Source organism: Aurantimonas sp. (genome assembly GCF_964217435.1).
In the GTDB taxonomy this organism is placed as follows: Bacteria; Pseudomonadota; Alphaproteobacteria; order Rhizobiales; family Rhizobiaceae; genus Aurantimonas; species Aurantimonas coralicida.
Genome location: NZ_CAXPJM010000012.1, coordinates 67,597 through 80,865, shown reverse-complemented (window position 1 = coordinate 80,865; position 13,269 = coordinate 67,597). Strand labels below are relative to the sequence as shown.

Genomic DNA, 13,269 nt, shown 5'->3' with positions numbered 1-13,269 from the left:
ATCCATGGCCGCACCCCTGCGCACATTTCTCGACGTCGATCGCTCGATCGGCGGTCGCCGCTGGCTGAACGCGCTCGACGAGCGGGCCGAAGGCACCGCCCTGAAGATGGCGCAGTCGCTGGGCCTGCCGGACATCGTCAGCCGGGTGCTGGCGGCGCGCGGCATCGCCGAGGCGGACGCGACCGGCTTCCTCGATCCGCGCATCCGCGACCTGATGCCCGATCCCTCGCGCCTCACCGACATGGACGCGGCCGCCGAACGCCTGGCGGACGCCATCGGCCGGCGCGAGACCGTGGCGATCTTCGGCGACTATGACGTCGACGGCGCGGCCTCCTCGGCGCTGCTCTGGCGTTACCTCAAGCATTTCGGCATCGACGCGGCGATCCGCATTCCCGACCGGATCACCGAGGGTTACGGTCCGAACCCTGCGGCGATGCGCGAACTCGCGGCCGACGGCGCCACGCTGATCGTCACCGTCGACTGCGGCACGGGCAGCTTCGAGGCGATCGAGGCGGCGCGCGCCGAGGGCGTCGACGTGGTCGTCCTCGACCATCACCAGACCGGGCCCGAGCTTCCCGACGCCAATGTGCTGGTCAATCCGAACCGGCAGGACGACCTCTCGGGGCTGGGGCATCTGTGCGCGGCCGGCGTCGTGTTCATGACGCTGGTGGCGGTGTCGCGCGAGTTGCGCCGGCGGGGCATGGCCCAGTCGAAGCTGCCGGACGTCTTCGGCCTGCTCGACCTCGTGGCGCTGGCGACGGTCTGCGACGTGGTCCCGCTGGTCGGGCTCAACCGCGCCTTCGTGGTGCAGGGACTGAAGGTCGCCCATGCCCAGCGCAATGGCGGGCTGGCCGCGCTCGGCCGGGTCTCGCGCCTGTCCGGGCCGATGGAGACCCATCATTTCGGCTTCATGCTGGGACCGCGGATCAATGCCGGCGGCCGGATCGGCGACGCCGCCCTCGGCAGCCGGCTGCTCTGCCTCGACGACGACGCGGCCTGCGACGAGATCGCCGCGCGCCTGAGCGCTCTCAACGAGGAGCGCCAGGCGATGGAGCAGACCATGCTGGCCGAGGCCGATGCCGAAGTCGCCGCCGAGATCGGCTCGGGGGAGGGCCCGGCCGTGCTGGTTGTCGGCTCGAACGACTGGCATCCGGGCATTGTCGGGCTGATCTCGGCGCGCCTCAAAGAGCGTTATCGCCGCCCAGCCTTCGCCATCGCCTTCGACGGGTCGGGCCGTGGCACCGGATCGGGCCGCTCGATCGGCGGGTTCGATCTTGGCAGGCTGGTGCGCGAGGCCGTGACCGAAGGGCTGCTGGTCAAGGGCGGCGGCCATGCGATGGCGGCCGGTGTGACCATCCAGAAGGACCGGCTCGGCGATTTCCGCGGATTCCTGGAGGAACGCGCCGCAGCGGCCGTGAGCGCGTTGCGCGAGGGCGATTCCCTCAAGGTCGACGGCACGGTCAGCGCCGCCGGGCTGACGCCGGAGCTCTATGCGACGATCATGCGGGCCGGACCCTTCGGCTCGGGCCATGCCTCGCCGATCTTCGCGCTCGCCCGGCACCGGATCGATTCCTCCTCGATCGTCGGCAATGGCCATGTGCGGGCGACTTTGCGCGGTGCCGACGGGGCCCGCGTCTCGGCCATCGCCTTCAAGACCGCGGACACCGAAATCGGCCAGAGGCTGCTCAATTCCCGCGACCGGCCGATCCACGCCGTCGGCACGCTGTCGCTGGACCGGTACCGGGGGCGCGAGGAAGTCCGCTTCCGGCTGCTCGACCTCGCCGAAGCCTTCGACTGAACTCGCCGTCACCCCTGCAACCCTGCCGTTTGCTTGTGCCGGGGGGAGAATTGGCTAGGGTCCGGCCCGAACGATTCCCCATCAGCGAGGACACGCATGAAGTACCGTCCACTCGGCCGGACCGGCCTGAGCGTCAGCGAGATCTGTCTCGGCACCATGACCTGGGGAAGCCAGAACAGCGAAGCCGAGGGCCATCAGCAGATGGACTACGCGGTGGAGGCCGGCGTCAATTTCTTCGACGCCGCCGAAATGTATCCGACGACGCCGATGACCGCCGAGACGGTCGGCCGGACCGAGGAGATCATCGGAACGTGGTTCGCCGCGTCCGGCAAGCGTGACGACGTGGTCCTCGCCAGCAAGATCACCGGCCAGGGCAACGCCAAGGTGCGCGGCGGCGAGCCGATCACCGGCGCCAGCGTCCGGGCGGCGGCGGAGGCCAGCCTGAAGCGGCTGCAGACCGACCGCGTCGACCTCTACCAGCTGCACTGGCCGAACCGCGGCTCCTACCATTTCCGCCAGTCCTGGACCTACGATCCGAGCGGCCAGGACCCCGCCGCTGTCGAGGCCAATATGATCGAGGTGCTGGAAGCGCTGGACGAACTGGTGAAGGCCGGCAAGATCGGCCATGTGGGCCTGTCCAACGAGACCTGCTGGGGCACGCAGAAATTCCTGCAGATCGCCGAGGCGCGGGGCCTGCCGCGGGTCGCCTCGATCCAGAACGAATACAGCCTGATGCACCGGCTGTTCGACCTCGATCTCGCCGAGCTGTCGGTCAACGAGAATGTCGGCCTGCTGGCCTATTCGCCGCTCGCCGCCGGCCTCCTGACCGGCAAGTACAGCGGCGGCGCCAGCCCGGAGGGCGCGCGGCTCGCGGTCAACGACAACGCGCTCGGCGGCCGCTACACGCCGCAGAACGCGGTCATCGCCGACGCCTACGGCGCCATCGCGAAGAAGCACGGCCTCGATGTCTGCCAGATGGCGATCGCCTTCTGCCTGACCCGGCCGTTCATGACGGCGGCGATCATCGGCGCGACCGACATGGACCAGCTGCGCAACAACATCGCCGCGGCGGACGTGACGCTCAGCGAGGATGTTCTGGCCGAGATCGACGCGCTGCATCGCAAGCATCCGATCCCGATGTGACCCTTTATGCGGCCGCCGTGCCTTGCCTCAAGGGGCGGCCGCACTTGACAGAAAGGCCGGCGCTGCCGACAGCGTCGACCGGGACACCCGCCGGCACCGGCGGAACGAAGATGGGAGGAATGACGATGCACGGAAATGGTCTGAAGACGTTCGCAGCCGCTGCGGCCGTACTGGTCGCGGGGCTCCATGCGGCACCGGGTGCCGCCGAGGAGCGGATCTCCTACAAATCCGCCAAGAGCGGCACCTCCTACTACCAGATGGGTGTCGAGCTCGCGAATGCGGTCAAGGGCGGCACCGATGGCGAGGTGATCGTCACGGTCGAGGAAAGCCAGGGCTCGGTCCAGAACGTGATGGAAGCGGCGGCCCGCGCCGGCAATTACGTCTTCACCGCGCCTCCGGGCCTCGTCTCGGCGGCCGCGGCCGGCACCGGTCCCTTCGCCGAGCGCCAGAACCCGCGCTTTGCCGAGATCCGCTCGCTCTTCCCGATCCCGTCGCTGACCATGCATTTCGTCATGCGCGGCGACGCCGATGCGCGCGCGCTGGAGGACATGGCCGGCAAGACCATCCTTCTCGGCAAGGGCTCCTTCGGTGCCACCGAGGGCGAGAAATATCTCGAGCTCTTTGGCCTCGCCGACAAGGTGACGGTCGCCGACGCCGAGCTCGGCAACGCCTCGGACGCGCTGAAGAACGGCCAGATCGACGGTTTCGTCACCGCCGGCTCGTTCCCGGCGCCGAACGTCATCGAGGCCTCGGCCAGCACGCCGGTGAGCCTGATCACGCTGACCGACGAGCAGGTGGCCGAGACCGGCCGCACGCGGCAGGTGATCCCGGCCGGCACCTATGCCGGTATCGACGAGGACACCGTCACCACCTCGCTGCCGGTCGTCGCTTTCACCACCACCGCCACGAGCGAGGAGACCGCCTACCTCCTGACCAAGACCTTCTGGGACGAGAAGGCGGCAATGGGAGAGAGCGCCCGCTGGTGGAACGCGGTCACGCCGGAGCTCCTGGAAGGCAGCGGCGTCAAGCTGCATCCGGGCGCGGCGCGCTACTACGAGGAAGCCGGGGTCGATCTGCCCGACGATCTGCGCTGAGACGACCGGGCCCTGAACCCACAAAGACCCTTCCGGCCCCGGTAGCGCGTGACGCTGCCGGGGCCGGCCTGCAAGTGCGACGCGCCGCGCGACGGCCCGCGCGAGGATGATGCGATGAGTACGATGGTAGCCGACGACGCGGCCGCGCGCCCTCCGATGTGGTTCGTCTGGCCGGTGCTCGGGCTGCTCTCCATCGCCTTCCATCTGGGACTGATCTTCAGCGGTCTCGTGCCGGCGCTGGTCGCCCGGCCGCTCCACATGGCGCTGGCGCTGCCCTGGCTCTTCGTCTTCCTGGCGAAGACCCGCACGCAGCTTCTTACCGGCTGGGTGCTGCTGATCCTCGGCGAGATCGGCTGCCTCTACATCGCGCTCAACGCCGAGGCGCTGTCCGACCAGTACGGCTTCATCGACAATGGCTTCCAGATGGCGGTCGCGATCACGCTGCTCGCCATCACGCTGGAGATGGCGCGCCGCGCGATCGGCTGGCCGCTGCCGCTGGTGGCCCTCCTGTGTCTCGCCTACGGCCTCCTGGGCCAGTATGTGCCCGGCGAATACGGCCATCCGGGCTTTCCCTTCGCCAGCTTTCTCGGCACCATGACCATCACCGAGGGCGGCATCTGGGGCTCGCTCACGGGCGTGTCCGTCGGCATCGTCTCGATCTTCGTCATTCTCGGCGCCGTGCTGAATGCCGGCGAGGCCGGGCAGGGTTTCATGAATGTCGCGACGCTGGCGGCAGGGCGCCTGCGCGGCGGTGCCGGCAAGGTGTCGGTGCTGTCCTCGGCGATGTTCGGTTCGATCTCCGGCTCGGCCTCGGCCAATGTCGCCTCGACCGGCGCGGTGACCATTCCGGCGATGACCCGGCTCGGCTATCCGCGGGCGCTGGCCGGCGCGGTCGAGGCGGTGGCTTCGTCGGGCGGCCAGATCATGCCGCCGCTGATGGGGGCAGGCGCCTTCGTCATGGTCGAGCTCACCGGCACGCCCTATGCGACCATCATGGCGGCGGCGCTGCCGCCGGCGATCCTCTACTTCCTGACCACCTGGATCGGCATCGACCTGTTCGCCCGGCGGTACGGCCTCGGTGCCGTCGATGCGGCGGACCGTCCCTCGGTTCGCGACGTGGTCATCACCTCCATGTTCTTCGCGGTGCCCTTCGGCATCTTGCTGGAGCGCATGTTCGTCGGCGGCTTCACGCCGCAATATGCCGCCTGCCTGGCGATCCTGGCCGCCGCGCTGCTGCTCTTCGTCAATGTCCGCGGCGAGGTGTCGCTGCACCGCTTCGTCGAGCGGGCGGGCGGGGCTGCAGTCAGCGCTGGACAGCAGATCGCGGTAATCGGCGCGATCATCATCTGCGCCTCCATCGTCATCGGCGTCCTCGGCATGACCGGGCTCGGGGTGAAGGTCACCTCGACGATCCTGTCGGTGGCCGACGATTCCCTCTGGCCGGCGCTGCTTTTGACCGCGATCGCCTGCATCCTCCTCGGCATGGAGGTGCCGACTACGGCGGCCTACGTGATCTGCGTGACCATCGCCGGGCCGGCGCTGGAACGGCTCGGCATCGAACCCTTGCTGGCGCATCTCTTCGTCTTCTGGTTCGCGCTCCTGTCGACCATCACCCCGCCGGTCTGCGGGGCCGTGTTCATCGCGGCGGGCATGGTCGGCGAGAACTGGCTGAAGGTGGCCGGGTCCGCCATGCGCCTCGGCATCGGGCTCTATGTCATCCCGCTGGCGATGATCGCCAATCCGGCGATCATCCACATCGCCGACCGTCCGGTCGAGGCCGGCCTCGCCTTCGTGAAGATCGCCATCGCGCTCTGGGCACTGTCGCTGGCCTTCATCTGGAAGGGGCCGGTATGGCTGCGGCTTGCCGCCGGCCTTGGCGGGCTGATCGTCTGCTTCGTGCCGCTCTGACGCGCGCATAAGCAGAACCCGCGGGGCGCGGATTGCCAAGCCGCCAAAGGCGATGCGACATTCCCGGCCGATCGCAGGGAGACATGCGGCGCACTGGGGAGCCTCGCCCGGCCGGATTGCACCGAAAGGCGGGGGCCGACCGGTCGTGCGCCGTTGATGCCGGTCGTCGCGGAGCAACGCGGCGGCAGGCCCGAGGGGAGGACAGACATGACGACCACCACCACGCGCGCGGCGGTGCTGCGCAGATCGCCCGTCGAGGGCCCCTATGCCACGTCGAAGCCGCTCACTATCGAGACCGTCGAGCTGGCGCCGCCCGGCTTCGGCGAGGTGCTGGTGCGCATCAAGGCTGCCGGGCTGTGCCATTCCGACCTCTCGGTGATCGACGGTGTGCGGCCGCGGCCGACCCCGATGGTGCTCGGCCATGAAGCCGCGGGCATCGTCGAAACGGTCGGTGCGGGCGTCGACGATCTGACCCCGGGCGACCACGTGGTGATGGTCTTCGTGCCGTCCTGCGGCCATTGCAGCCCCTGCGCCGAAGGCCGGCCGGCGCTGTGCGAGCCGGGTAATGCCCGCAATGGCGAGGGCACGTTGCTGTCGGGTGAGCGGCGCCTGTCCTGCGAGGGCGAACCCGTCCACCATCATCTCGGCGTGTCGGCCTTTGCCGAGCGTGCGGTTCTGTCCCGCCGTTCGCTGATCAAGATCGATCCGGAACTGCCGCTGGAGATCGCGGCGCTGTTCGGCTGCGCGGTGCTGACGGGCGTCGGCGCGGTGGTCAATACCGGCCGGGTCAAGGCCGGCGAGACGGTCGCCGTGGTCGGGCTCGGCGGCGTCGGCCTCAGCGCCATTCTCGGCGCGGTCGCGGCCGGGGCGTCGCGGATCATCGCGGTCGATCTGCAGGCCGACAAGCTGGAGATGGCCAAGACGCTGGGGGCGACGGATACCTTCAATGCCGGCGACGAGGGGGTCGCCGATGCGGTGCGCGCGGCGACCGGCGGCGGTGTCGATCATGCCTTCGAGATGGCCGGCTCGGCGCGGGCGCTGGAACTCGCCTTCGCCATCACCCGGCGTGGCGGGGCGACGGTGACGGCCGGGCTGACGCCGCCGACGGCGACCATGGCCCTGTCGCCGCTCAAGCTCGTCGCCGAGGAGCGGACCCTGAAGGGCAGCTATGTCGGAAGCTGCATCCCGAGCCGCGACATCCCCCGCTACATCGCGCTGTATCGCGGCGGCCGGCTGCCGGTGGACCGGCTGTTGACCAGCCGCGGAACGCTCGACGATATCAATGAAGGCTTCGATGCGCTCGCGGCTGGCCGCACGGTCCGCCACGTCGTCCTGCTATGACGCGGGGCCCGTTCATGCCGGCCGGCAGCGCGTGAACCCGCGCCGCCGGCCGGTCGTGTCGCTCAGCCGGTAGCGGCAAGCTCTGCCGCTTCGAGACCCGGAATGGTCTGGACGACGGTGAAGCCTTCGAACTCGGGGTGGCCGAGATACATGGGCTGGCGTTCGCCGGCACTGCGATGGGCGGCCCGGAACGCTTCCGACCTGGTCCAGCCGGTGAAGGCGGCCTCGTCGGCCCAGATGGTGTGCGAGGCGTAGAGGACGTGGTCCTCGCGCACCGGCCCACGCAGCAGGTGGAACTCGACGAAGCCCGGCACCGTCTGGAGCTGGGATTCGCGATTGCGCCAGACCGCCTCGAACTCCTCCTCCTGTCCGGGAAGCACCTTGAAGCGGTTCATTGCGATGAACATGGTCTGATCCTTGTGTTGGGGTGTCAGCTGTCGACGCCGAACTTGATGCTCACGCCGAACATCGCCTCGAAGCCGGGCGCCGGGTCGGTCTCGCTCGCCGGGAAGCCGGAATAGGCCTGGTACTGCCGGTCGAAGAGATTGCGGATGCTGGCGTCGAAGCGGGTGTTCTCGTTGGGCTCGTAGGCGACGAAGAGGTCGAAGACGTCGTAGCGGTCCGAGGCGAGGGTCGGATCGGTGACGTCGTCCTTGGCCGCCACCGCATGCCAGCGGCCGCCGAAGGTCAGGCGTTCGTCGAGCGCCCGGAAGCCCAGCGTCGTCGTCAGCTTGTCGGGATAGACCGAGTTGAGCGGATCGCCGTTGCGGCGGTTCTCGCCCTCGATGATCGCCCCGGCCAGACCCACATAGCCCCAGCGCCAGTCATAGCTGGCCTCCAGCTCGACGCCTTCCAGCCGGGCTTCCTCGATGTTCTGGTACTGCAGCGCATCGTAGGGCAGGCGCGCAAAGCAGATCGGGCCGCGGCCGGCAAGGCACGGATTGGCGACGCCGGGACGGTCCAGCGTGGCATATTCGATGTAGTCGTCGACGTCGTTGCGGAAGACCGCCAGCTTGGCGCGCAGCCCGTCGCCGCCGACGAGGACGTTGTCGTAGGAGAGGTTCACGCCGGCCTCCAGCGTGTGCCCGACTTCCGGAGACAGGCCGGCATTGGGCAGGAGCTCGAAGGCGGCGGGCGCCGGGTGGAGGCCCGACACGACCGCCTCGTTCAGGGTCGGCGAACGCAGGCCTTCGGCATAGGTGCCGTAGATCTGGAAGCCCTGGATCGGCGTGACGCCGACGCTGAGCTTCGGGGAGAAGCGGTCGCCGGTATTCTCTTCGGTCGTCGCCGTGCTGGTCAGGTCGAAATGGTCGAAGCGACCGCCGCCGATCACTTCCAGCCAGGTGTCGTATTCGAACCGGGCCTGGATGAAGCCGCCATAGACCTCACGCGTGCCGGACGGGGTGAAGAGTTCGGTGGAGCCGACATTGTCGTGGGTCTCCACTTCGTCGCGGAAATAGTCGACGCCGTAGGTAAGGGTGGTGGGCACGATGCCGAGATCGAAGCGCGAGGCGTTGTAGAGATCGAAGCCGGTCGTCGACACCTCGACATCGCGGCGCGCCGCGGCGGGATTCTGGTCGATCTGCGTGTAGTCGGTCTCGTTGCGATAGAGGTTGAAGTTGAGGTCGACCAGCGGCGTGTCGGGGCTGACGAAGGTGTAGCCGAGCCGGTAAGTGGCGTTGCGCACGTCGGTGTCGCGATCGGCGCCGGTGCCGGTCGATGAGACGAAGTCGTTGTCGTAGATGACGCCCGACAGGGTGATCTCGTGACCGTCGGCGGGGCGCAGCCGCGCCTTCAGGACGCCGGAGCGCACGTCGAAGCCGGTGTTGTCGACATCGTTGCCGTCACCGTCCCGGTAGTCGTCCTCGTCGCGGTAGACGAAGGCGCCGTAGACATCCGCGTCCTCGGTGAGACGCACGCCGGCTTCCAGCTTGCCCAGCCAGTCCGGCCCGTTGGTGCCGTAGACCGTGCCGAGGCGCGCCGCGTAGCGCTCGGATGGCGTCAAAAGGTCTTCCAGTTCCAGCGTGCGCATGGCCACGACGCCGCCGATCGCGCCGGACCCGTAGGCGTTCGCCACCGGGCCGCGGATCACGTCGATACCGCCCAGAAGCGCCGGATCGACATAGACGAGATTGTTGTCGAGATGGCCCTGCACGCCGAAATTCTGGCGGGCGCCGTCGATCATCACGTTGACCCGGCCGGAATCGCGCAGGCCGCGGACGGAAATGGACACGCCGGGATCGTCGCGGTCGCTGGTGGTGGACACGCCCGGAATCGTCGCCAGCACGTCCTCCAGGTCGCCGGCATTGTAGCGGGCGATCTCGTCACGGCCGACGACGCTGACGCCGCCAAGACTCTGGATAGGGCTCTGCGGACCGCGATTGGCGAGGATCGACACCTCGTCGAGCTGGATCGCCATCGCATCCATGTCCGGAGCGCCCGCCGGTTCCTGCGTGGTTTGCACATCCTGCGCCATGGCGACGGTCGAAAGGGCGAGGAGCGAGACGCCCGTCGCCAGGGAAAGAAGGAGGGGTGGTGTCGCGCCGCGAAGGCGCCCGTCTGGATGGGCCATGATTTCCCGCTGTCGTTTGAGAGGCGTGACGGGCTGGCTGGCTACGGTCAGGAGCGGCTGGCTGGCATCCGGAGGCGAACGGCTTGTCGACCGTGGCGCCTTGCTTGCATTCGATATTTAACCTGACTATCAGAGTCAACATTGTTGCCGAGGGGGTGGCAAGGCCCGGTGGGCTGGGGTGTCCAGCGCGGGATGACGACGATGAGGGTGCAGATGATGTGCGAAACGGCGCCGAAGCCGCAGACGGGGACCGGCCAGGAGGCGAGAGGAACCGGGGGCGGAACGCTGCCGATGCTGAATGCCGCCGAGCTGTTTTCGGCCGGGCGGGAAGTCCTGATCCGGCATGCCGGCGACATCTACCGGCTGCGGCTGACGTCCAACAACAAGCTCATCCTGACCAAGTAGGACATCCGGCATGCAAAGCCTTATCCGCCGCCTCACCATCGCCGCCGCGGCGCTGTCGCTCCTGCCGGCCCTCTCGGCTCAGGCGATGGCGGAGAGCCGCAGCGTCGTCGACGCCCATGGCCGCACGGTCGCGATCGCCGATACGGCGCGCATCGTGTCGATCGGCGGGGCGGTGACCGAAATCCTCGACGCGCTCGGCATGGCCGACAAGATCGTCGCGGTGGACACCACCAGCACCTATCCAGCGGCGATGACGGACATGCCGGATGTCGGCTACATGCGCGCCCTGGCGGCGGAAGGCATCCTGGCGCTGTCGCCGACGCTGATCGTCGCCATCGAGGGTGCTGGCCCGCCGGACGTGCTCGACGTCCTGGAAGCGGCTTCGGTGCCCTTCGTCAACATTCCCGACACGCCGACGGCCGACGGGATCGTCGCCAAGATCCGCGCCGTGGCCGACGCTGTCGGGGCAGGGGAGAAGGGCGAGGAACTGGCTGCGGCGGTCGCGGCGGACCTGGCGGCCGTGACTGCGGCGACCGCAAATGTGGACGACCGGGCGAGCGTTGCCTTCGTCCTGGCCATGCGGGGCGGGGCGCCGATGGTGGCCGGCCGCGAGACCTCGGCCGACGCCATGCTGGCGCTGGCCGGCGCCGACAACGCCTTTGCCGCCTTTACAGGCTTCAAGCCCGCAACGCCGGAAGCCGTCGTTGCCGCGGCGCCGGATGCGGTCGTCACCATGCAGTCGGGCGAGCATGCCGACGGGCTCGATCACGTGCGCGCCGACCCGGCCTTCGCAACGACGCCGGCGGTGAAGGACGACCGGCTCTTTGCCTATGACGGGACCTATCTTCTCGGCTTCGGCCCGCGCACGGCCCATGCGATCCGGGATCTGGCGGCCGATCTGTATCCCGGGCTCGATCTGCCGGCGCTGCCGCCACGCGCCTGGGTCGAGCCCCGGTGAGCGTCTCCGGCGAACTGGTGGGCGGACAAGCGAGGAGGGGCGTGCGCCTTCTGCGTTCCCGCGACCGCGCCGCGCTGGCGCGGATCGGCGTCATCGCCGCGGCGATCCTTGCGGTGCTGGTCTGCCTCGTCGCGCTGACGGTCGGGGCCGCCGGCCTGTCGCTTTCGGCCACGCTCGACGCGCTGGTCGCGGCCGCGGCCGGTCGCCGGGAGACGCTGGACCTGTCGCTGGCCACCATCGTCCTCGACATTCGCCTGCCGCGCGTTCTTGCCGGCATGCTGGTCGGGGCGGCGCTCGCTTTGTCCGGCGCGATGATGCAGGGGCTGTTTCGAAATCCGCTGGCCGATCCGTCGCTTGTCGGAATCTCCTCAGGTGCCGCGCTCGCCGCCGTAACCAGCATCGTGCTGGGGGAAATGGCCGCCGGCTGGCTGCCGGAGCTTGTCGCGCGCCATCTGCTGCCGATCGCCGCCTTCCTCGGCAGCCTCTGCACGACAATCATCCTGTACCGGCTTTCGACGGTGAACGGCCGCACCTCCGTGGCCGCCATGCTGCTCGTCGGCATCGCGCTGGCCGCGCTCGCCAGCGCCCTCATCGGCGTGCTCGTCTTCATTTCCAACGACCAGCAATTGCGCGAACTGACCTTTTGGACCATGGGCGGCCTCGGCGGCGCCACATGGCCGAAGATCGCGGCGGTGCTGCCGCTGATGCTGCCGGCCTTCATCGCCGCGCCGTTTCTTGCCCGCAGCCTCAACGCCATGACGCTCGGCCACACGGAAGCGTTTCATCTCGGCATCGACGTGCAGCGCGTCACGCGCCTCGCCGTGTTCGTCATCGCCGGGGCGATCGGCGCGGCCGTCGCCATTTCCGGGATCATCGGCTTCGTCGGCCTGATCGCGCCGCATCTCCTGCGCACGCTGATCGGCCCGGACCACCGCACCCTGCTGCCCGCGGCGGCGCTCTTCGGCGGCAGTCTCGTCGTTGCCGCCGACACCGCGGCGCGGACCATCGTCGCCCCCGCCGAATTGCCGATCGGCATCCTGACCGCGCTGGTCGGGGCGCCGTTCTTCCTCTGGCTGCTGCTGCGGCGGCGCGGCGGGCTGGTGGTCTGATGCTGGAACTCGCCGACATTTCGGTCTCCCTTGGCGGCCGGACCATCCTCGACGGCGTCAGCCTTGCCGTCACTCCCGGCGAATGCGTCGCGGTAATCGGTGCCAACGGGGCCGGCAAGTCGACGCTGTTGAAGGTGCTGAGCGGGCAGATGCGGCCGGATCGCGGTGCGGCGCGCCTCGACGGGTGCGCGATGGGAGACATCGGTGCTGCCGCGCTGTCGCGGCGCCGCGCGGTGGTCGCCCAGAGCGTGGCGCTCGCCTTTCCCTTCACCGCCGCCGAGATCGTCGGCTTCGGCGCCGAGGCGGGCGGGGCGCTCGGCCGGCGGCGCGAAGCCATCGCCGCCGCGGCGCTGGCGCAGGTGGACATGTCCGGCCATGCGGCGCGGCTGGTGCCGAGCCTGTCCGGCGGCGAGGCCCAGCGCGTGCATCTGGCCCGGGCCATCGCCCAGCTCGAAGCGGCGATGGAACCGCCGGCCGGCGACGGCGCGGACGGCCATTACCTGCTTCTGGACGAACCCACCGCCAGTCTCGATCTGCGCCACCAGGTCGAGACCCTCTCGCTGGCCCGGCGGCTGGCGGGGCGGGGCATCGGGGTCGTCGTGGTGCTGCACGACCTCAATCTCGCAGCGCTTGCGAGCGACCGCATCGTCGCGCTCAAGGACGGGCGCGTCCTGGCCAACGGGCCGGTCGGCACTGTCGTCGACGACGCGCTTGTCAGTGCGGTCTACGGCATCGCCCTGCCGGTTGGCCGGACACCACCAAATCTGCCCTTCGTCCTGCCCCAGACCGCGCCGATCAATGCCGCCTGATCGCATTCCAGTCGCCGCTTCCATTGCCCTTGCGACAGCTCTGCCGTGACGTCCCGTTCCGGCTAACAATCGGCTGCCCGGAATTATCCGCAATGTAGCAATGGGTTAAGCAGGCGCGTGTCAGGTTGCCGC

11 protein-coding genes are annotated in these 13,269 nt (G+C 69.2%); 9 read left to right on the top strand and 2 right to left on the bottom strand.

Annotated features, from left to right (window positions below; translation table 11 throughout):
* Positions 1 to 4: 4 nt before the first annotated feature.
* The 5 genes from recJ (at position 5) to ACEQX1_RS06525 (ending at position 7,284) form a co-directional block, all read left to right on the top strand.
* Positions 5 to 1,798 (top strand): single-stranded-DNA-specific exonuclease RecJ, encoded by a 1,794-nt coding sequence (gene recJ, locus ACEQX1_RS06545; protein ID WP_370195950.1) that lies wholly within the window; start codon positions 5 to 7, stop codon positions 1,796 to 1,798.
* 96 nt (positions 1,799 to 1,894) lie between these two features.
* The gene (locus tag ACEQX1_RS06540; protein WP_370195951.1) at positions 1,895 to 2,941 is read left to right on the top strand and encodes an aldo/keto reductase; all 1,047 of its coding nucleotides are present in this window, start codon (positions 1,895 to 1,897) and stop codon (positions 2,939 to 2,941) included.
* A gap of 110 nt (positions 2,942 to 3,051) precedes the next feature.
* Positions 3,052 to 4,035, top strand: coding sequence for a TAXI family TRAP transporter solute-binding subunit (locus tag ACEQX1_RS06535; protein ID WP_370196636.1), 984 nt, complete (start codon positions 3,052 to 3,054; stop codon positions 4,033 to 4,035).
* Positions 4,036 to 4,149: 114 nt separating this feature from the next.
* A complete protein-coding gene (locus ACEQX1_RS06530; protein ID WP_370196635.1) occupies positions 4,150 to 5,943 on the top strand; it encodes a TRAP transporter permease in 1,794 nt (597 codons plus the stop codon).
* A 207-nt stretch (positions 5,944 to 6,150) separates the two neighbouring features.
* On the top strand, positions 6,151 to 7,284 hold the full coding sequence (locus ACEQX1_RS06525) for a zinc-dependent alcohol dehydrogenase family protein (RefSeq protein ID WP_370195956.1): 1,134 nt from the start codon (positions 6,151 to 6,153) through the stop codon (positions 7,282 to 7,284).
* A 62-nt stretch (positions 7,285 to 7,346) separates the two neighbouring features.
* Here ACEQX1_RS06525 and ACEQX1_RS06520 read toward each other — a convergent pair whose 3' ends face one another.
* Complete coding sequence (locus ACEQX1_RS06520; protein WP_370195958.1) at positions 7,347 to 7,691, bottom strand: antibiotic biosynthesis monooxygenase; 345 nt, start codon at positions 7,689 to 7,691, stop codon at positions 7,347 to 7,349.
* Positions 7,692 to 7,714: 23 nt separating this feature from the next.
* Positions 7,715 to 9,856 carry a TonB-dependent hemoglobin/transferrin/lactoferrin family receptor gene (locus tag ACEQX1_RS06515; protein WP_370195959.1) on the bottom strand — a complete coding sequence of 714 codons (2,142 nt, stop codon included), beginning with the start codon at positions 9,854 to 9,856 and terminating at the stop codon, positions 7,715 to 7,717.
* Between the two features lie 201 nt (positions 9,857 to 10,057).
* On the opposite strand from ACEQX1_RS06515, the gene hemP reads away from it, so the two are divergent.
* The 4 genes from hemP to ACEQX1_RS06495 are packed head-to-tail and all read left to right on the top strand — an operon-like array spanning position 10,058 to position 13,137.
* Positions 10,058 to 10,261 (top strand): hemin uptake protein HemP, encoded by a 204-nt coding sequence (gene hemP / locus ACEQX1_RS06510; protein WP_277027619.1) that lies wholly within the window; start codon positions 10,058 to 10,060, stop codon positions 10,259 to 10,261.
* A 10-nt stretch (positions 10,262 to 10,271) separates the two neighbouring features.
* Positions 10,272 to 11,219: a hemin ABC transporter substrate-binding protein gene (locus ACEQX1_RS06505; RefSeq protein WP_370195960.1), complete on the top strand. Its 948-nt coding sequence runs from the start codon at positions 10,272 to 10,274 to the stop codon at positions 11,217 to 11,219.
* Positions 11,216 to 12,328, top strand: coding sequence for a FecCD family ABC transporter permease (locus tag ACEQX1_RS06500; protein ID WP_370195961.1), 1,113 nt, complete (start codon positions 11,216 to 11,218; stop codon positions 12,326 to 12,328). The genes ACEQX1_RS06505 and ACEQX1_RS06500 overlap by 4 nt, the downstream gene beginning before the upstream one ends.
* Complete coding sequence (locus ACEQX1_RS06495) at positions 12,328 to 13,137, top strand: heme ABC transporter ATP-binding protein (protein WP_370196634.1); 810 nt, start codon at positions 12,328 to 12,330, stop codon at positions 13,135 to 13,137. The genes ACEQX1_RS06500 and ACEQX1_RS06495 overlap by 1 nt, the downstream gene beginning before the upstream one ends.
* Positions 13,138 to 13,269: the final 132 nt, after the last annotated feature.